Consider the following 19,134-nt stretch of genomic DNA (forward strand, 5'->3'; position numbering starts at 1 on the left):
AGTAGGCGCCATGCGCGTACGGAGGCGCCATGCGCGTACGGAGATGCCACGCCGGCCCCCGGGCGCGGGCGCGCGCCACAGCCTCACCACTCCCCGCCGTCCTCCCAACGGCTGAGGAGGTCCTCCGGTGACTCCTCTTCCGAGGGCAGGGCGCCGGGGCCGACCGCCTGAGCGGCCCAGATCGTCTTGCCCCTGGGGGAGTAGCGGGTGCCCCAGTGTTCGGCGAACTGCGCGACGAGGAAGAGGCCGCGGCCGTCTTCGTCGGTGGCCTTCGCCTGGCGGATGTGCGGGGAGGTGCTGCTGCCGTCGGAGACCTCCGAGATCAGGGTGGTGCGGGTGTGCAGGAGCCGGACGTGGATGGGCTCGGCGCCGTAGCGAATGGCGTTGGTGATCAGTTCGCTGAGGATGAGCTCGGTGCCGTAGGCGATGTCCTGCAGACCCCAGTCCGCCAACTGGCGGACGCAGTCATTGCGGACCGGGCCGACTCCCGCCGGGTCACGGGGCACGTCCCACTCGGCGACATGTGCCGGGTCCAGCCGCCGGGTCCGGGCCACCAGCAGCGCGACGTCGTCGGTGGACCTGGCGGGCAGCAGCGACTGCATGACGGTGGCGCAGGTGTCCTCCGGCGTACGGTCCGGGCCGGAAAGGGCCGCACGCAGTGCTTCCAGCCCCGCGTCCAGGTCGCGGCTGCGGTTCTCGACCAGCCCGTCCGTGTAGAGCACCAGCCGGGAGCCCTCCGGCAGCGACAGTTCAGTGGTCTCGAAGGGCAGGCCGGTGCCCAGACCCAGCGGTGGGGAGACCGGCGGGTGCAGGAACTCCACCCTCCCGTCGGGGTGGGCCACGGCGGGCGGCAGATGGCCGGCCGTGGCCGCGGTGACCCGCCCGGAGACGGAGTCGTAGACGACGTACAGACAGGTGGCGCCGGTGATCGCCGGCCCCTCCTCGGTGTCCTCGTCCTGCACGTCGATGTGGGTCACCAACTCGTCCAGGTGGCCCAGCAGCTCGTCGGGGGAGAGGTCCAGGGCGGAGAAGTTGTGTACGGCGATGCGCAGGCGGCCCATGGTTGCCGCCGCATGCAGGCCGTGGCCCACCACGTCGCCGACGACCAGCGCCACCCGGGCACCGGGCAGCGGGATGACGTCGAACCAGTCCCCGCCCACTCCGGCCTGCGCGGGCAGATAGCGGTGCGCCACCTCCAGGGCGTCCTGGTCGGGCAGGCCGCGGGGCATCAGGCTGCGCTGGAGCGTCATGGCCATCGTGCGCTCGCGGGTGTAGCGCCGGGCGTTGTCGATCCCCACCGCGGCTCGCCCCGCCAGTTCTTCGGCGAAGGACTGGTCCTCGTCGTCGAACGGAGGGGAGTCCCCCGACCGCCAGAAGTCCACCAGTCCCAGCACCACCCCCCGGGCGCGCAGTGGTACGACAGCCAAGGAATGCACCCCGTGGTCCAGGATGCGTCGGGCGCGTTCCGGGTCCTGGGACCGCCAGGTGGACGAGCCGGCCAGGTCTGGCTCCACCACGGAACGTGCCTGGTCCGCACCCGCTGCCACCGGGGTGCCCGGGACGAACCGGAGCAGCTCGCCGACGGGGTAGAGCGGGTGGTCCGGCGTCAAGCCGGCGATGGCGGCCCGGCGCAGCTCGGTACCCGCCACGGCCGGCTCCTCGCCCTTCAGGACCGGGTCCAGCAGCTCGACGGTGACGATGTCGGCGAACCGGGGGACCGCCACCTGCGCCAGCTCCTCCGCAGTACGCACGACATTCAGTGTGGAGCCGATCCGTGTCCCGGCGTCGTAGAGGAGTCTCAACCGCTCCCGCGCCACCTCGGCGCGCCCCGACAGCCACCTCAGTTCGGTGGTGTCGCGCAGGGTGACCACGCTTCGCTGGTGGGCTCCGTAGGGGGAGGTGGACCGCTTGTTGATGGCCAGCAGTCTGTCCTGGGCCAGGTGCACCTCGTCGGTGGCGGTCCGGTCCGACGCCAGGAGTTCGGCGGTGCGGCGGTCCAGCCCCAGGTCGCCGACACGGCGCCCCTCCGCGTCCGCGGGCAGGTCCAGCAGCCGCCGTGCCTCGTCGTTGACCAGCAGCAGCCGCCCGTCGCGCCCGACGATGAGGACGCCCTCGCGTACCGCGTGCAGGACCGCGTCGTGATGCTCGTACATCCGGGTCATCTCAACCGGTCCCAGACCGTGGGTCTGCCGGCGCAGCCGACGGCTCACCAGCCCCGCGCCGCCTCCGGCGAGAGCCAGTGCCCCGACTGCGGTGCCCAGGAAGAGGGGCAGCTGCCGGTTGACCGATTTCTGCACCTTCTCCACCGTGACCGGTGCGGCAACAAGGGCGATGACCCTGCCCGAGGGGTCCTTGACGGGGGCCGCGGAGACCACGGAGAGGCCCAGGGCGCCCTCGAAGGTCCTGGTGAAGGGCTTGCCGCGGGCTGCTTCGGCGTACGGACCGATGACGTGCTTGCCGATCTGCCGCGGGTCGCTGTGGGTGAGGGTGATCCCGTCGAGCTTGTACACGATGAGGGCGTCGACACCGGAGGCCTTGCGGGCCGCCTCAGCGAGCGGCTGGAGCTTCGCGGTCGGATTGTCGCTGTTCAGCGCCTCCTGAAGCCCCCAGGAGTGCGCGAAGGACTCGGCGGCGGCGAGCGTCCGGTGCCGGGCGTCGGTCATGGTGTCCCGCCGGGCCTGGACGACGAGAGCCACCACCGCCGCCGCGACGAGCAGCACCACGAGCACCAGCTGGAGGAGGAAGACCTCCCGGGCGACGCTGCGCATGGCCCACCAGGGCCGTACGTGCTGCGGACCTCCGGCCCCCGAAGGACGTTCGTCCTGCTGGTCGTCGGCGTCGCTCCCGGCAGGCGCCACACCCGGAAAGGCGGAACGACCGGGCGCGCGGCGTACCCAACGCCGGAAACGACCCGAATTTCCGCTCATGGTTCATATTTACCCTGCTTTGCCTGGGTGGCGGCAAGGCGTGCTACGGCAGCTGCCCGGCCGGCCGGCGGCGTACGGGGACGGTGCCCGACCGGACCCTCGCGTTCTTCGGCCCGGATGACCACAGCGGGCCATTCCTGCTCGCCCGCAGGCACCGAGTCGTCTGGGCCTACACACATGCCACCGCAACGGGGCCGCAGCCATACGGGGGCGAATGGCATCACGGCCACTTGGAGCTACGGATCCGCTCGGCGGCTGACATGCATATTGCGAGCGATCTCTTCCCCGACCTCCACGGGGCGTGCGCGCGAGCGCTGCTGCGTGTGGGGCAACCTCCGTCGGTGTCCGGTGATATCGGCATGTGGATGAGCCTGGAGCGGACGGTCCGCCCTCTGTTTGTATTGGCCCCTGCAATCCGGAATGCAGTTCAGGAGGTGAAGGCCACATGGTGTCCACGGAGAGCATTCTCGCGTTCGCGGCGATGTCGCTACTGGTGATCGTGATTCCGGGGCCGAGTGTGCTGTTCGTGATCGGCAGAGCCCTTGCACACGGCCGCCGAACAGCCCTCGCGACGGTCCTCGGCAACTTGGTTGGTTCATACGCCCTGGTGGTCGCTGTGGCGTGGGGCCTCGGCGCGCTGGTGGAAAGCTCGGCGGCAGTGTTCATGGGCGTGAAGATGGCCGGAGCGGCGTATCTCGTCTACCTGGGCGTGCAGGCGTTCCGGCACCGCAAGGAGATGCGCGCGGCGAACATGGAGGCCCCGGCGGGTGAGCCGCGTGGCGATCTACGCACGATCCTGGACGGGATTTTCGTGGGCGTCACCAACCCCAAGGGCATCGTCTTCTTCGCGGCGGTGCTGCCGCAGTTCGTCGACCACTCGGCGGGCCACGTCCCCCTCCAGATGATGGTGTTGGGCCTGGTCCCGGTCGCCATCGGTCTGATCACGGACACCCTGTGGGGCCTGGGCGCCTCGGCGGCCCGTTCCTGGTTCGCCCGCTCGGACCGGCGTCTGTCGATGGTCGGCGGGGCGGGCGGCTTCGCGATGATCGGCCTGGGCGTAACGGTGGCGGCGACAGGCCGTGCCGACTAGAGACTGTACGGCGGGTCATGAGCCGAGCCAGAGGCGTACGGCCGCGGAAGCAATCGGCGGCATGCACCCGCCTGAATGTGCCCCGGCAAGGACCACTATGCCGGTGAACGTACCTGTAGTGGTCGTGACGTATGGGCGTCGATGAAGCGCCGGCCGTCGGGCCACGGCGTCGCCGACGGATGCACTCGTGAGCGAAAATTCGGGTGAGATCGGCGCGATGATGCGAAACACTCACGCCGACCGATGAGTTTCGCCAGGCGGGCCGGTCTCTTCCCACAATCACCACCCACGTTCGTGCCGACAGCCCTTGGCTGCGAGGCGACTGCGACCAGGAACCCCAGCGAGGTGCTGCCATGTCAGCTGTGATCCAAGAACGACCGGCCGTGCAGGCGGGCCGCATACCAACCGTGGTGCGGCTGCTGGTGCTGGCCACGTTCGTGGTGATCCTGAACGAGACGATCTTGATCAACGCTATCCCGCGGTTGATGGAGTCGTTGCACGTCACCCAGCAGTCGGCGCAGTGGGTATCCACCGCGTTCATGCTGACCATGGCCGCCATAATTCCGGTCACCGGCTGGTTCCTGCAGCGGGTGACCACCCGCCAGGCTTATGCCATCGCGATGGGCGTATTCCTCGCGGGTACCGCCCTGTCAGCCGTCGCGCCCTCCTTCGAGGTGCTGCTGCTGGGTCGGATCGTGCAGGCCGCAGGCACAGCCGTGATGATGCCCCTGCTGATGACCACGTTGATGATCGTGGTGCCCGAGCAGGACCGCGGCCGGGTGATGGGCAACGTCACCCTGGCGATCTCGGTGGCGCCCGCACTCGGCCCTGCCGTGTCCGGGCTGATCCTGCAGGTCGGCTCCTGGCGCATGCTGTTCGTGGTCGTCCTGCCGATCGCGGCTCTGGTGACCCTGTTCGGGCTGCGCAAGGTGGACAACATCAGCGAGCCGCAGGTCAGCTCCATCGACTGGCTCAGCGTCTCCGTGGCGGCGCTCGGCTTCGGCGGCCTGGTGTACGGCCTGAGCCTCCTCGGCGAAACCGACGGCGGGGTCGGGCTCGGCATCGGCATCGTCATCGCCGGGGTCGCGGCAATCGCCGTTTTCGTGATCCGCCAGCTCAAGCTGCAACGCAGCGGCGTGCCTCTGATGGACCTGCGCACTCTCGGACACCGCACCTACGGCCTCTCCTTGGCCCTCATATCCGTCGGTTTCCTGGCGATGCTCGGCTCGATGATCCTTCTGCCGCTGTACCTGCAGAACATACGCGGGCTCAGCCCGCTGGAGACCGGCCTGCTGGTCATGCCGGGCGGTCTGGCCATGGGACTGCTTGGGCCGACCGTGGGAAAGCTCTTCGACCGGTTCGGCAGCCGGCCGCTGGTGTTGCCCGGCTCGATCGGCATGGTGCTCGCCCTCGGCGGATTCACCCAGGTCTCGATGACGATGCCGTACTGGCAGGTGCTGGGACTGCACGCGCTGCTGATGGTGAGCCTGGCGGCGACGTTCACCCCCGTCTTCACGCTTGGTATGGGAGCGCTTCCTCCGCACCTGTACTCGCACGGCAGCTCGATGCTCGGGACGCTGCAGCAGGTCGCCGCGGCGTTCGGGACCGCGCTTGTGGTGACCGTGATGACCGCGCGCGCCGGTCACCTGGTCGACGATGGCGTCGCCGCCGCGCCCGCAGAGCTGAGCGGGATGAAGCTGGCCTTCGGTGTCGCCGCCGTTCTCTCCTTGGTGACGATCGTCGTCGCCGCGAAACTGCCGCGCCGTATCGCCGCCGCCGACGCCCAAGAGGGCAGCACCGCGGACCAGCCCACCGCATCATGAGGGCTGGGCGGAGCCCGGACCGCCCGAACTAGGGACACAGCGCAGACCATGGCGACCGGCCAACCGGTACGCAGCCTCGCCCTGAACCTGGTACGAGTGAGCCCCTGCCCGACTCCGGGCAGGGGCTCACTCGTCTCGGCTCTCAAGACCTGTTACGTATGGCCGGCGAGTTGGAGCATCTCGACCCTTCCGTTGCCTCCTCCGTCGTCCAGGACCAGGAATGTGGCGCGTGAGCTCTGGCTCAGGCGGATCTGGAACTGATCGCCCAGCAGCCTCTTGTAGTTCGTGTCTCCGGCCCTCGCGGCTGCCTGGGCGGGGTGGAGTCCCTCGCTCTGGATCGCGTTCTGGAATATGTCGAACGTCGCCTGCTCGGAATTGGTGAGCTGGCCGACGACTTCCAACCGGCTCTTGTCGAACGTCCAGGGCATGGCGCGCGCCGCCTATTCCGTCGTCACGGTGATGTCCTCAAGGGTCAGGTTCTTGACAGCTAATTCGACGCCACCGAAGGCGCGTTCGAACTCATTTCGTCCCAGCCTGAGCGCGTTGACCTCGGTCGCGGACCCGCCGGCCGTCATCTCGAAGTTTCCATCGGCCTTGCAGTCGACGATCACCTTGGTCTGCCTGCCGAAGCCCCAGGTAGGGATGTGTCCCTGCACTTCCTGTGGAGCGAGGCGAAAAGGACCAGCCATGGGTAAAGCCTCCCGTGGTCTCGGAATTTCTTCCTCTCACCTAAATGGCTACCGGGGCTTGCTGTTTCCCGTCAAGATTGCAAAGGGCCGGACAGGGCGGATTCGGACGCCCTTAAGGTGTCGAATAAATCTGCTACGAATAATCGTAGAGTGTCCCCGTCAGTCGTCAGGAAAGTGTCCGCAGATTTGCGGAGGTCCCGTCGTTGCGGGGCCGGACGGCGCGGAATGACGGGGCGGCGGCTCCGCGGAGGCCGTTGCGGGGCGGATGAACGCGTCCGATGTCATGTGGCGATCGGCGGCGGCGCAGAGCGTGGGGAGGGCGCCGGATCCGACGGGCCGGGCGAAGAGGCGGTTGCCGAGTTGCATGACGCGTTCGGCGCCGGCGCGGTGTTCCATACGGGCAGCGGCGGCTGGAGATCGGTGGCAGCGTAGACGAGGTGCGCGGAGGCGACCACCACGGAGAAGCTGACGCCGGCCGGGCGTGCCGCGAGCTCGTGGGCGAAGAGGAGGTTGGCCGATTCCGGCCGCCGCAGGCAGGCCAGCGGCGGGACGGGCGGTGCTCGTAGTTGGGGTCGGCGAGGCCGACGATCGCGAGGGCGTGGGCGCCGCCGGAGACGGTGATGACGCGGGCCCCGGGCGTAGGGGATTGGCGGAGGCCGAGCGGGGGTTCATCCATCCTCCCCCCGGAAACCGGTGAAGGTTCAATGGCCCCTGGTCTGCGCGAGCTCGGCGATCCCCGCTATCCCACCCTCGGTCCTGATTGCCTGCGCCACGACGTGGGTCTGTCGCACATCGTGCAGGAGCTGACCCGCAAGGGTATCGACACCTCCCGCGTGGGGCGGGTCGGGCGCAGGCGCTGGTTTATGCCTTGTCCTGGGTCAGCTGGGCACGGATCTGCTTGGCTGCTTCGAGGGCTGAGAGGTCGGTAAGGCCCTCGGCCAGGGGTAGGTGTTCCGCGCAGAACCATTCGGCGTTTTCGGGGTGCCCGGTCCAGCTGTCGGGGTAATCGACGGTGGGGCGGAAGTACACGACGGTGAACTCGTCGGAGGGATTGTGCTTCTTGGTCGCCGAAAATGTGCAGGCTATGCACTTCGGGGGCATCAAGGGCGGGCCTCTCACTCGTCTTGGAACGTTGAAAGAGCATTGTAGAGGCGATGGTTTGAGCCCCGTCGCCTTCTCCTCGACGGGGCTTCGCCGTGCGCTCCCCGGCCCGCCGACTGCCACGGCGACCAAGTCGAGTAGGTCAGCCCTCGTACTCGTCTTTCACCCGGGCCAGTCGCTCGTCGAGGTCGCCCGCTCACCGATGGGCCCAGTTTCGCAAGGCGATGATGGCGTCATGGGTGAGGACGTAGGCGGCGAATTCCTCGTCGTCGTACCCGCGCGGCGCCGGCCAGAAGGTCGCGTAGGTCATCGAGGTGGAAGGCGTCGCGTCCGTGGCCTTGCGCCCCTCTTATCCCCTGCCGAGGCGCTGACGGGTACCGGGGGCAGGGCTTCGGCGCACGGTTGCCTTGGCGGCGCCGCGCAGGCTCTTGCCGTCCACCGACACGCTCAGCGCCAGCACGGCGGCCAGGGCGTGGCGCACTCCGCGCGGGTCACGCGGGGCGGGCACTTCGGCCAGACGCTCCAGCAGCCCCGGGATCTCCTCGGGGCGGGGTTCGGGCTGCTTGCGGAGTTGGTCAAGAGCAGGCGGGATCGGGGATGACGCGTCGGCAGGCACGTTCTTCCACTCGGATCACGGGGCGTCGAGAACTCCGTGATCTTCGAAGCCCGTGCCTGTCTGTCGGTGTGTGGTCTCAGGACTTGGTTGGCGTTCTGTCGTTGGGAGATGCTTGACGGGATCGCGGGTTGGCCCCAGCGCCGGTGACGCGCGGCGCGCACCTGCGCGAGCTGCCTGGCCTCCCTCGACGAACAGCGCTGTGGGCAGGTCGGACAACGCCTGGATCCGCACCTAACCGAGTGCCGGCGGGTGCTCGGCTGGACGGCGTCCCCAGGCCGAAATCAGCGGCGCGAGTGTCAGGTCGAGTTGGCCCGCGTCGATGGCGGCCAGGTGCGCGTCGATCTCGGCGTCGTCGGCCAGGCCGGCCGCGAGCAGTTCGCCGCGCACGTGCCGGATGGTCGCCGCCTCCAGCCGGTCGCAGGCCGGCCCGCCGACCGGGAAAACGCCCCCCGCGGCGACATCTACCAAGCCGGCCTCACGCAATGCCCGCGGCAGTGTCCGGCCGTAGCGCAGGTCCGCGCCGCGGCGCGTCAGCAGCTCCCGGACCGCGTCACGCAGCCGGTTGGCCCGCCGCTGCTCGGGGCCGCTGTCGTCCAGGCATGCCAGTGGCTGCAGAGCGGTATCGGCGTCCTCGATCAGCAGCCAGCCGCCGGGCCGTAGCGCTGCCGCCATCGTGGCCAACGCCCGAGCCCGGTCGGGTACATGGACCAGCACGAGCCGGGCGTGCACCAGATCGAACGTCCCCGGCTCCGGGGGCGGGTCAGTGGCGACGTCGTGCTGGCGCACCTCGTACCCGTCGCCCCTCTTCAGCCACGACGGGTCGATGTCCGTGGCCAGCACGTGCCCGGTCGGACCGACGGCCGCCGCGAGCGCCTCCGGGATACCGGGGCCACCGGCCCCCACTTCCCAGCAGCGCGAGCCAGCCCTGACCCCCAGTCGATCGAAGTGTCCGCGCGTCACACCGTCGAACAGCTCGGCCAGCCAAACGAATCGCTCACCCGCCTCGGCGCGCGCGTTGTCCAGCAGGTACCCGCGGGCGGGAGCGGACTCTCCACCGAGCGCGGTAGTCCCGTCTATCGGATCCGGTCGGCCACTAACGTGCGGCGGGCGGGGCGAGGAGGTCATCACTACATGATCAACCTCCCAGGCCACCAGCGCCACGACGACGGGAGAGGGATGTCTCACACAGCCGGCCAACTCCGTACGTGCTACAGGCGGTTGGTCGGGGCCAGCGGAACCAGCAGATGCAGCGTATCCGGCGCGCTCAGGGCAGTCACCGGCCGCGCGACCGGCACTACCACCTCACCGTCGGGGCTTCAGGCGGTTGGCCGGTGGGAGAATCGGATCCGTGACGACCGAATCTGGGGACTTCGAGCTGACCATGGATGAGCTGCGCGTTGTCGCGCGCTATGTGGTGGAGAGCGCTGAGGAAGTCCTCCCTGTGTTCGAGGCCGCCAGACCCAACGATCCTCGGCCTCGTGCAGCCATCGATGCCGCGCGGGAGTTCGTAAACGGCGCAAGAAGGACCAAGCTCCAGCGCATCACCTCCTTGGACGCGCACCGCGCGGCGAAGGAAGCGGCCACCGCAGCCGAACGGCTCGCCGCGCGCGCCGCCGGCGACGCTGCCGCTGCGGCTTACCTTCATCCGATTGCGAAAGCCACCCAGGTAGGTCACATCCTGCGGGCCGCTGCAAGCGCGGCGCGCGTGGGGGAGTTGAACGCAGGCGGTGATGCCGCCGTCGGGCTCAAGCTGATCGAGCAAGCTCGACAACGCGCCACACCGGCCTTGATCGATGTCCTCAACCGGTACCCCCTCGCGCCGACCGGCAAGAGCCGTGCTGCACAACTCATGACCATCCTGGACACGTCCTTGCGTACGTCCCGCTAAGGGACACCATCCGCCGTGGGATCGCGAAGCTTCCGCGGCGCGCTGCCTACTACGATCGAGCGATGAGCGATGAGCGACGGCCGCGACGTCGAAGCCAACCGACAGTCGGCGTCGCGGTGTTGGGGCGAACGCAGAACGGGGGATGGCGATGCCCACATCGGAGTTGAGCCCGGAGGAACAGCATCTGCTGCGGGCGGCGGCGGAGCGTGGAGATGTCTTTGCGCGGTTCCGGCTCGGCAAGGGGCTGCTCGACCGGGGGAACCGGGAAGAGGCGAAGCGGTGGCTCGTGCCGCTGGCCGAGGCCGGTCACGGGGAGGCCGTAAGGGCCCTGGCCTGGTCGGCGAGCCGCCTTGCTCGCACCGATTCCGCTTACGAGGCGGAAGCCGAGCACTGGCTGCGGCGCGAGGCCCGAGTCAGCCAGGATCGCGATGTGCTGGTGGCGATGGCCGTGGAGATGCGCGGGTGGGCCTCAGGGCGAGTGGCGGAGGCGGAGCAGCTGGTAGCAGGGCTGGCGCAGGAGGGCAGCGCTCGGGTCGCCGGCCAGCTGGCCTTCTGGGACGAGGACCGCGACCCGGCGGCCGCGGTGCAGTGGTATCGCCTCGCCATGGAGTTGGGTGACAAGTCCGCCTGGTCGTTTCTCGGCGAATGCCTGTCGGCGCAGGGGCGTTACGCCGAGGCGGAGGCCGTCTACCGTCCGTACGCGGACGCCGGAAATTCCTTCGCCCGACGCAAACTCCAGGAGGTGGTCCGAGCTCAGGGAGAGAGCGGTACGGCCCCTGAGCCCGAGCAGTCTGAGCTGGAGTTCCGTGTAGGGGGACTGCCCGACGCCGTGGCCACCGCCGTGATCACGGCAGCCGTCTTGCCATTCCTCCAGGCCGTCGCGACCCAGGCCGCCGGAGACGCCTACGCCAAGTCGCGCGCATTGATCAACCGGGTCCTCCACCGCGAGGGCAGCGACGATGCCGACCCTTGCCAAGGGCCGGCCCTGCACCTCGTCCACGACCCGCAAACCGGGACCCGGTTGGAGCTGCGCGGCGGTGAATTGTCCGACGAGGCACTGCACATGCTGACACTGGCTGACCTGGACGCTCTTTCGGCCCCGGACCGGCAGGGCCGTACGGTCACGGTCTACTGGGACCGCGAAGTGGGGCTGTGGCGAAGGCGCGTTCAGTAACGCGGGGAAGCAACGGGAGCGGAATTCCGGGTACGGCGACGGTCAAGGGTTGCCCGCGCCACCGCCACCCGTACCCTCTTCGCCGGAATCTCGCGCTCCGCCGAACTGCATGGCTACGGGCGCATCTGCGCACGGCTGGATCGAACCGGCGTGGACGGCGTGCTGGGGCGCGTGGACGCGTGGACCCGTCATGACAATGACCCCTTCGGACTCCGCGCGCCCTGCCGATGGTCACGGGCCGCAGCAATGATGAGCGGACCGCACGTGATCCAGGTGACGTGACTCCGCACACCTGCCCTTGCGCAGGTGGACAATGCAGTGGAAGGAATCCACGTTGTTGCTTCTCATCTCACCGGACGGTGTCGAGGAGGCCCTCGACTGCGCGAAGGCAGCGGAGCACCTCGACATCGTCGACGTCAAGAAGCCCGATGAGGGGTCGCTCGGCGCGAACTTCCCGTGGGTCATCAGGGAGATCCGCGACGCGGTCCCGGCGGACAAGCCGGTGTCCGCCACGGTGGGAGACGTACCGTACAAGCCCGGCACGGTGGCCCAGGCGGCGCTCGGTGCAGCTGTCTCCGGAGCCACGTACATCAAGGTCGGCCTCTACGGATGCACGACGCCCGAGCAGGCCATCGATGTCATGCGAGGGGTCGTCCGGGCAGTGAAGGACTATCGGGCGGACGCGTTCGTCGTCGCCTCGGGCTACGCCGACGCCCACCGGATCGGCTGCGTCAACCCGCTCGCGCTGCCCGACATCGCCCGCCGCTCCGGCTCCGACGCGGCCATGCTCGACACCGCGGTCAAGGACGGGACACGGCTTTTCGACCACGTGCCGCCCGACGTCTGCGCGGAATTCGTCCGGCGGGCCCACGAGGCCGATCTGCTCGCCGCCCTCGCGGGCAGCGTCAAGGTGGGAGACCTCGGCGCGCTGACCCGCATCGGCACGGACATCGTGGGGGTGCGCGGGGCGGTCTGCGAAGGGGGCGACCGCACCACCGGAAGGATTCAGCCGCGGCTGGTGGCCGCCTTCCGGGCGGAGATGGACCGGCATGCCCGGGAATACGCAGCCGCCGTCGCCGCCGCGAGCTGACCGCCGGCATGCCGACGCGTCAGTCCCGTCGCGCGCACGGGACCCTTGGCGAACGCTTCGCCGTCCTCGATCCGTCCACGGGTGAGGCCTTCGACGAGGCTCCCGACCAGCAGCCGGACGTGTTGGACGCCGTCGTCGGCCGGGCCTGTGAGGCCTGGCGCAGCTGGCGGGCCGACCCCGTCGCCCGCGCCACCGCGTTGCGCGCGGCGGCCGACGCCGTAGAGGGGGCCGGGGCCGACCTCGCTCCGCTGCTCACCCGTGAACAGGGCAAACCCCTGGCTGAGTCGTATGCGGAGATTGCCCGCGCGGCGGCCCGCCTGCGCTACTTCGCCGGCCTGGACACCCGCCCTCAGCCGATCACAGACGGTCGGCCGGTGCACAGCGAGATCCGCTGGCGTTCGCTCGGGCCCGTCGCCGCGATCGTTCCGTGGAACTTTCCCCTCCAGCTCGCGTCGGCGAAGTTCGCGCCCGCACTCGCCGCGGGCAACACGATGGTGCTCAAGCCCTCTCCGTTCACGCCCCTCGCCACACGGCTGCTGGGGTCCGTCCTCTCCAGCGCCCTCCCTGAGGACGTACTGACGATCGTCACCGGTCGTGAGCCCCTCGGCGCCCGCCTCGCGACTCATCCAGGGATCCGCCACGTGACCTTCACCGGTTCGATTCCCACCGGGCAGGCTGTCGCGGAGGGCGCGGCCGCGTCGCTAGCCCGGGTCACCCTGGAGCTGGGCGGTAACGATGCCGCCATCCTGCTGGAGGACGTGGAGGTGGAGAGGATCGCGGACCGGCTGTTCTGGTCGGCGTTCCGCAACGGCGGGCAGGTCTGCATGGCGGTCAAGCGCGTCTACGCCCCGGCCCGGCTCTACTCCCAGGTGGTCGAAGCCCTCGCGCAGCGCGCGAAGACCGCCGTCGTCGGAGCCGGGCTCGACCCGGGCTCACAGCTGGGGCCGGTCAACAACGCCCCCCAACTGGCCCGGGTCGAGCGCTACACGGCCCAGGCCCTGGCAGACGGCGCCCGAGCCGTGGCTGGTGGCCACCGCCTGGACCGGCCGGGCTACTTCTTCGCCCCGACGATCCTGGCCGATGTCCCGTCCGACAGCCCGGTGGTGACGCAGGAGCAGTTCGGCCCTGTCCTGCCGGTGCTGCCGTACAGGAGCCTCGACGAAGCCGTCGAGGCGGCCAACGACACCGGCTTCGGGCTGGGCGGCTCGGTCTGGGGGACCGACCTCGACCGGGCCGAGGCGGTGGCCGGCCGGCTGGAGTGCGGGACGGCATGGATCAACCACCACGCCGAACTGTCCCTCGCCCAGCCCTTCGCGGGCATCAAGCAGAGCGGTGTCGGCGTCGCGGGCGGGCTGTGGGGGCTCTACGGGAACCTCAGGCCGTTCGTCGTGCACCGTCCGCAGGAGGCGTGACGATGAGGTTCGGTGCAGCGGTACTGCGCTCGTACGAGAGCCGATTCGCCGTCGAGGAAGTGATCTTGAACGCGGGGCCGGCCGACGGCGAGATCCTGGTCAAGATCGCGGGCTGCGGGATGTGCCGGACCGATCTCGCGGTCCGGCGTTCGGCGGGCCGCTCACCGCTGCCGGCGGTGCTCGGCCACGAAGGGTCCGGGATCGTGGTCGAGACGGGCGGCCCGGGCACCGGCCTGAGCGTCGGCGACCATGTCGTGCTGAGCTTCGACTCCTGCGGACACTGCCGGAACTGTATGGGCGCGGCCCCCGCCTACTGTGACTCCTTCGCCTCGCTCAACCTCTTCGGAGGGCGCAAGGAGAACGTGACGCGGTTCACCGACGTGGCCGGGGGCGCACTGGCCCCCCGATGGTTCGGCCAGTCCTCGTTCGCCGAGTACGCGATGGTCCCGGCCCGCAACGTCGTCCGGGTCGACCCCTCGCTGCCCATCGAACTGCTCGGACCACTTGGCTGCGGCTTCCTCACCGGCGCCGGAGCGGTCTTCAACTCCTTCGGCGTCGGCCCCGGCGACACCCTCGCGGTCTTCGGCGCGGGTGCGGTGGGTCTGGCCGCGGTGATGGCGGCCACCGCCGGCGGAGCGGTGACCGTGGCCGTCGACCGGCACCCCGAACGGCTGGCCCTCGCGGAGCGCTTCCACGCGATCCCACTGAACGCCGCATCCACCGGCCTGCCCGACCGCATTCAGCAACTGACCGACGGCGGAGCACAGTACGCGCTGGACACCACCGGCTCTGCCCAGCTCATCAACGACGCGCTCCGGGCCCTGCGCCCGACCGGCCACCTCGGCCTGGTGGCCCGGCTCCACACCGCGCTGACGCTCGAGCCGGGGACACTGGACCGCGGCCGGAGGATCTCCCACCTCTGCGAGGGGGACGCGGTGCCGGGACTGCTGATCCCGCGGCTGACCGGGCTGTGGCAGGCCGGGCGGTTCCCCTTCGACCAGCTGATCCGTACGTACCCGCTCGCCGACATCAACGAGGCCGAACGCGACTGCGCCGCGGGCCGCGTGGTCAAACCCGTCCTGCTTCCGGAGGGGAGGGCTCCGTGAGCGAGGCGTTCAACGCCACGCCACTGCCTATCTGATCGACTCCGATCGACCGCCAGCCAGCGGCCGGCCATGGACACCGCACCGCCGTAGCCGGCCGACGTGGCGAACTGCCCCACGCCGAGCCGGCCGGATTCCTGAACCGGGCGGCCGAAGGGCTGTGCGCCATCGAGTACACCCCGAGGAACGGGTCGCGCAGAGCTGTAGCGGCGTGCGCTCACCGCAGATCCACCACCAGATCCACCATCAGATCCACCATCCGTATTCCGCGCCAAGGGAGGACACATGGTCGGCACAGCGCATCGGAACACCGGCGTGGAAGACGTGGAAGGGGGTGTCGGCCTGACCGCTCTCCTGGTCGCCGCGGCACGGGCGATCGAGACCCACCGCCATGACAGCCTGGCCCGGGACGTCTACGCAGAGCACTTCGTACTCGCCACACCGGCCTGCGCGGGCTGGCCGGTCCGCGTGCAACAGGTACCGGATGGGGACGCGAATCCGCTGTGGGGACGATTCGCGCGTTACTTCGGCCTGCGGACCAGGGTCCTCGACGACTTTCTCCTCCGGTCGATGCACGCGGGCGCCCGTCAAGTCGTCCTACTCGGGGCGGGGTTGGATTCGCGGGCGTTCCGACTCGATTGGCCTCCCGGCTGCGTGATCTTCGAGATCGACAGGGAAGGCGTGCTGGCGTTCAAGCACAAGGTGCTCGGCGGACTGTCGGCCACCCCGAAGGCAGCGCGCGTACCGATCCCGATCGATCTGCGCGCCGACTGGGTCGGAGCACTGACCGACGCCGGCTTCGACACGGCCGCACCGAGCGTCTGGCTGGCCGAGGGGTTGCTGTTCTACCTGCCCAACGCCGCCGAGACGTACCTCATCGACGCGGTGGACCGGTTGAGTACGGAGGGAAGCGCCCTGGCGTTCGAGGTCAAGCTCGAGAAGGACTTGCTGGCATACCGCGACAGCCCGCTCTACACCTCGACGAAACACCAGATCGGCATTGACCTGCTCACCCTGTTCGACAGAGAGCCGCGGCCCGACTCCGCAGGAAATCTGGCGGCCAAGGGCTGGTCCACATCGGTCCACACCCCCTTCGACTTCACCCGCCGGCATGGACGCGGCCCGCTGCCCGAGCAGAACGACGCACTGGCGGGAAACCGGTGGGTGTTCGCCAACAAGCCCTGCGCTGCGGGCACGTGACGGCCCGGCAAGCGATCCGAGGCCACCAGGCCAGAGGCGACATCCTGAAGAGACAACGACACCGGCGTGCGCTTCAGGGGCAACAAGCCGGACACTCCGAGCCACGGGAAGCGACCGGAGCGTAGGCCCACCGGCAATGCTGCTCCCGGCCAATGACCGTGTGATCCAAACTGCCTGGATCGGTCAAGGCGGCACCCTTGCTCAGGCATCCTCGACTACGCGCACAGACGGAGACCGCAGCTTCCTGGTCTCGGCCGGCAACGCTCGGCGCTCCGCATTCCGAATGCCTATGAGCTCGTCGTCCCACCCCGAATCACGCAGCTCGGCGTCGGTGCTGATCACCTCTGCGTCGCTTCGGCCGGTGCCCGCCAGATGGCCGATGAACCCAAGTGGCAGCCGCTCGATGCGCCACCCCGGCCATGCGGCGGCCAGCTTCGCTCTGAGCTGCGACGTCACGGCTTCCGCCGTCCAATACTGAAGTCGGCGTGAGAGGAGATCGATAACCGCGCCGGATCCGGCTACCCCCTCCTCTGGTAGGGGATAGGGGTCGTGCGCAAGCAACTCCGTCGTGAGCGGCTCGCCGTGCTCAGCCAGCCACGGTATGGCGTCGTCGACGTGCAGCTGGAAGTCCCGGACCACACGATCGGTGCCAATGATGCTCACCATCGCGTCCGTGAGCGCGAACCACTCGGCGCTGGTCTCGTGGTACAGGACCGATATCTGAAGCCGGGCAGGGTCCCAGTCGACGAACCAGCCCTCACGCGAGGTCAGTCGAGCTGCGGCCGGCGACGGCGCGTTGCCCTCGGCTGAAGTCGCGGCAGGTTCGACCGGCCCGAGCCCTGGGCGCATGTCGACGAAGTCCTCGTGCCCGCCCCAAGCATACCCGACGTCCCAGTCGGCCCACCCCCGAGCCATCGCCCGCCGCTTCGCGAAGACCTCGTGGTAATTGGCGCCACGGCTCCACAAGCCGCAACCGTAGAAGCGGTGCCGACGAGTGACGAGATCGAACGCGACACCGCGGCAGAAATATCCTGTGTCCAGAGCTTCTCGCGCACTGCCGTCATTCCCCGGCACGCCGGCGAGCCGAATCCACTCGATCAACGCATCACGATCACTCTCGCCGACGAGATCCCATGTTCCCCACTTCTCTGTCACCGTCCAGCAGGATCCGTCTCCGTCCCGAAGGAAGTACGCGGTGTGGCAACTCATTCCGGAACCTTAGGCAATCTGCGGTTGGGAGCAACATTGCGAGGTTGCGTCGGCGCTGGACCTCCCGGTTGAGGCCTGGTAGCCGGCCGCCGCGGCGCCCGCGATGGTGCCGCTCCTGGTCGGTCTTCTCGGGGATCGTGTGCGCGAAGCCGTGTCGCCGCAGGTAGCCGCGGAAGCCGCGAGAGCTGTAAGCCTTGTCCGCGATCACGTGGCCAGGTCAGCGGCGTGGCCGACCCGGGCCGGTCCTCGTTCGTGCGCCGAACCTGCATAAGGCGACCGCTGCGGCTCTCTTGGCTGTTGTACGGATGCGCACAACTTGCCCTTGCATTCGAGTCGTTCGGTACCACCCCACTCTCTCCTGATTGCTGGTGAGAACGCGAACCGAAATGATCTGAACCGCGACCCGATGGATAGATGGATAAGCAGTCCGCCGCGACCGGGATTCCGCCCCCTAGAACTTCCGTGGCCGATCATGTGCGAAGCCAGATGGCGAGGGCGGGTGCGGTGGGGTCGATGCGGAGGAATGCGTAGCCGCCTTTCCAGCATTGGGTGGCGACGGCCTCGGGCGTGCTTGAGCTTGTTGAGGCCGTTCGTCGGTGTTGCGTTTGCTGTGCCGCTCTTCGCCGAAGCAGGATGCTCTATCTGGATTCAGACGAGTTGCTGGGAGATTTCCCCGGCTTCGGCGATCTCCTGCCGGTCGGAGCTGTCAATGATGTCGCGGAGGGGTTTCGGGGCCCGTGGGCGATGTTCATCACCGGACCTCCGGAGTCGCCGCCGGTGGGAATCCTGGACACCTTTTCCATGCAGAAGTCCGAGCCGCCCGGTCGGTGTAGCGGTTGCAGCGGTGGGCGTCCGGCATACGACGCGCAGGTCCTATTGCTTGAGCACGGGGGAGTGGCAGGTGTTTTGGCCCCGGTGCAGGTGGCGCCCCACCCGTACTGCCGCACGGCCTGGTCGGGTGGACACGGGCCGTACTGGTGGTCAGATACCCGCTGGGCAAAGAAGTCGTGGCCTGGTGTGTCCCGTTCCCGTGTTCCAGGAGGCCTACGTATGTCCTGGTCAAGGCCCATTTCATCGTTCGGGCGTCCCGAACTGCCTGGCTTTCGTTGCGGCTGGGACGGATCACCCCACAGTCTCGGGTCAACCGAGCACCACATCGAGGCCACCCACGGTGGTTGCGAAGTGAGCTCGTGGTTCGACATCCGAAGCAAGGAGCACTTGTGATCTCAAAAACGAAGAAGGCTGCGCGTTCCGTGGCCGTGGCGTTCGCCGCGGCCGCCGCGTTCACTGTGACTGTGCCGACCGGCAACGCTTTCGCCATCGACGAGGTCCCCTGTCGCGGTGGGGAAAACTTCCTGAAGATCTGGTCCCACAGCGACGGGAAGCAGAGCGTGGACTGCTACGCGAACCGTGGGAAGATCTCCTTCGGCGGGTGGTGGGTCGACAAGATCTCCACGGGGAACAACGACTTAATCTACTACGACGCCAATGGCGATTCGGTGAAGGTCGATCGGTGGCACGAGATCTCCTACCCGAACCGTCCGCCGAAGGTCAACGAAATCGAAATCCTGTGACGAGTCGACGAGTCGACGGGTTGACGGGTTGACGAGTTGGTTCCCGGGACGGCCGTTTCCACTGAGTGTCCATTCCTGGATACTGCCGCTTCCCGGGCGCGCAGCGGATTTTCCGTAGCGTGAACCTGCTCGCATCCGGCTGTTCACTGATGCCGGCCAGGCCTCTCCGGGCGTGGCCGGCATCGTGTTATGAGTCGGCAGTTCGTTGTGAGTTGCAGGACGTCGAGAGCCGTTCCTT

At 68.8% G+C, this 19,134-nt stretch carries 16 protein-coding genes; 9 read left to right on the forward strand and 7 right to left on the reverse strand.

The genetic code is table 11. The annotated features are described in order from the left end of the window. Positions 1–83: 83 nt before the first annotated feature. A complete protein-coding gene (locus STRNI_RS40185) occupies positions 84–2,768 on the reverse strand; it encodes a SpoIIE family protein phosphatase (RefSeq protein ID WP_277413098.1) in 2,685 nt (894 codons plus the stop codon). A gap of 604 nt (positions 2,769–3,372) precedes the next feature. Here STRNI_RS40185 and STRNI_RS40190 point away from each other — a divergent pair. Continuing rightward, positions 3,373–4,017 carry a LysE family translocator gene (locus STRNI_RS40190; RefSeq protein ID WP_159491974.1) on the forward strand — a complete coding sequence of 215 codons (645 nt, stop codon included), beginning with the start codon at positions 3,373–3,375 and terminating at the stop codon, positions 4,015–4,017. Positions 4,018–4,424: 407 nt separating this feature from the next. Beyond that, complete coding sequence (locus STRNI_RS40195; RefSeq protein ID WP_277413099.1) at positions 4,425–5,840, forward strand: MDR family MFS transporter; 1,416 nt, start codon at positions 4,425–4,427, stop codon at positions 5,838–5,840. Positions 5,841–5,992: 152 nt separating this feature from the next. On the opposite strand, the gene STRNI_RS40200 is transcribed toward STRNI_RS40195, so the two are convergent. From STRNI_RS40200 to STRNI_RS40220, 5 genes are all read right to left on the reverse strand, one after another. Continuing rightward, the gene (locus STRNI_RS40200) at positions 5,993–6,268 is read right to left on the reverse strand and encodes a hypothetical protein (RefSeq protein WP_093635886.1); all 276 of its coding nucleotides are present in this window, start codon (positions 6,266–6,268) and stop codon (positions 5,993–5,995) included. Between the two features lie 12 nt (positions 6,269–6,280). Further along, positions 6,281–6,529 carry a hypothetical protein gene (locus tag STRNI_RS40205; protein WP_127148888.1) on the reverse strand — a complete coding sequence of 83 codons (249 nt, stop codon included), beginning with the start codon at positions 6,527–6,529 and terminating at the stop codon, positions 6,281–6,283. An 861-nt stretch (positions 6,530–7,390) separates the two neighbouring features. After that, positions 7,391–7,630, reverse strand: a complete 240-nt coding sequence (locus STRNI_RS40210; RefSeq protein WP_148588066.1) for a hypothetical protein — start codon at positions 7,628–7,630, stop codon at positions 7,391–7,393. 349 nt (positions 7,631–7,979) lie between these two features. Further along, the gene (locus STRNI_RS40215; protein WP_277413100.1) at positions 7,980–8,246 is read right to left on the reverse strand and encodes a hypothetical protein; all 267 of its coding nucleotides are present in this window, start codon (positions 8,244–8,246) and stop codon (positions 7,980–7,982) included. Between the two features lie 231 nt (positions 8,247–8,477). Next, a complete protein-coding gene (locus tag STRNI_RS40220; protein ID WP_277413389.1) occupies positions 8,478–9,323 on the reverse strand; it encodes a methyltransferase domain-containing protein in 846 nt (281 codons plus the stop codon). A gap of 271 nt (positions 9,324–9,594) precedes the next feature. Here STRNI_RS40220 and STRNI_RS40225 point away from each other — a divergent pair, with 271 nt between their 5' ends. The 6 genes from STRNI_RS40225 (at position 9,595) to STRNI_RS40250 (ending at position 16,113) form a co-directional block, all read left to right on the forward strand. Continuing rightward, positions 9,595–10,134 carry a putative immunity protein gene (locus STRNI_RS40225; protein ID WP_277413101.1) on the forward strand — a complete coding sequence of 180 codons (540 nt, stop codon included), beginning with the start codon at positions 9,595–9,597 and terminating at the stop codon, positions 10,132–10,134. A gap of 142 nt (positions 10,135–10,276) precedes the next feature. Then, on the forward strand, positions 10,277–11,308 hold the full coding sequence (locus STRNI_RS40230; protein ID WP_277413102.1) for an SEL1-like repeat protein: 1,032 nt from the start codon (positions 10,277–10,279) through the stop codon (positions 11,306–11,308). Between the two features lie 334 nt (positions 11,309–11,642). Further along, the gene (locus STRNI_RS40235; protein ID WP_148588069.1) at positions 11,643–12,398 is read left to right on the forward strand and encodes a (5-formylfuran-3-yl)methyl phosphate synthase; all 756 of its coding nucleotides are present in this window, start codon (positions 11,643–11,645) and stop codon (positions 12,396–12,398) included. An 8-nt stretch (positions 12,399–12,406) separates the two neighbouring features. Continuing rightward, the gene (locus tag STRNI_RS40240) at positions 12,407–13,810 is read left to right on the forward strand and encodes an aldehyde dehydrogenase family protein (protein WP_277413103.1); all 1,404 of its coding nucleotides are present in this window, start codon (positions 12,407–12,409) and stop codon (positions 13,808–13,810) included. A gap of 2 nt (positions 13,811–13,812) precedes the next feature. Next, entirely contained in the window at positions 13,813–14,916 is a 1,104-nt protein-coding gene (locus tag STRNI_RS40245; protein ID WP_277413104.1) for an NAD(P)-dependent alcohol dehydrogenase, read from the forward strand. 282 nt (positions 14,917–15,198) lie between these two features. Then, the gene (locus tag STRNI_RS40250; RefSeq protein WP_274732741.1) at positions 15,199–16,113 is read left to right on the forward strand and encodes a class I SAM-dependent methyltransferase; all 915 of its coding nucleotides are present in this window, start codon (positions 15,199–15,201) and stop codon (positions 16,111–16,113) included. Between the two features lie 201 nt (positions 16,114–16,314). Here STRNI_RS40250 and STRNI_RS40255 read toward each other — a convergent pair whose 3' ends face one another. Next, positions 16,315–17,268, reverse strand: a complete 954-nt coding sequence (locus STRNI_RS40255) for a hypothetical protein (RefSeq protein ID WP_277413105.1) — start codon at positions 17,266–17,268, stop codon at positions 16,315–16,317. 1,274 nt (positions 17,269–18,542) lie between these two features. Here STRNI_RS40255 and STRNI_RS40265 point away from each other — a divergent pair. Further along, positions 18,543–18,896 carry a beta/gamma crystallin domain-containing protein gene (locus tag STRNI_RS40265; RefSeq protein ID WP_093635867.1) on the forward strand — a complete coding sequence of 118 codons (354 nt, stop codon included), beginning with the start codon at positions 18,543–18,545 and terminating at the stop codon, positions 18,894–18,896. Positions 18,897–19,134 lie beyond the last annotated feature (238 nt).

Source organism: Streptomyces nigrescens (genome assembly GCF_027626975.1).
GTDB classification, from domain to species: domain Bacteria; phylum Actinomycetota; class Actinomycetes; order Streptomycetales; family Streptomycetaceae; genus Streptomyces; species Streptomyces nigrescens.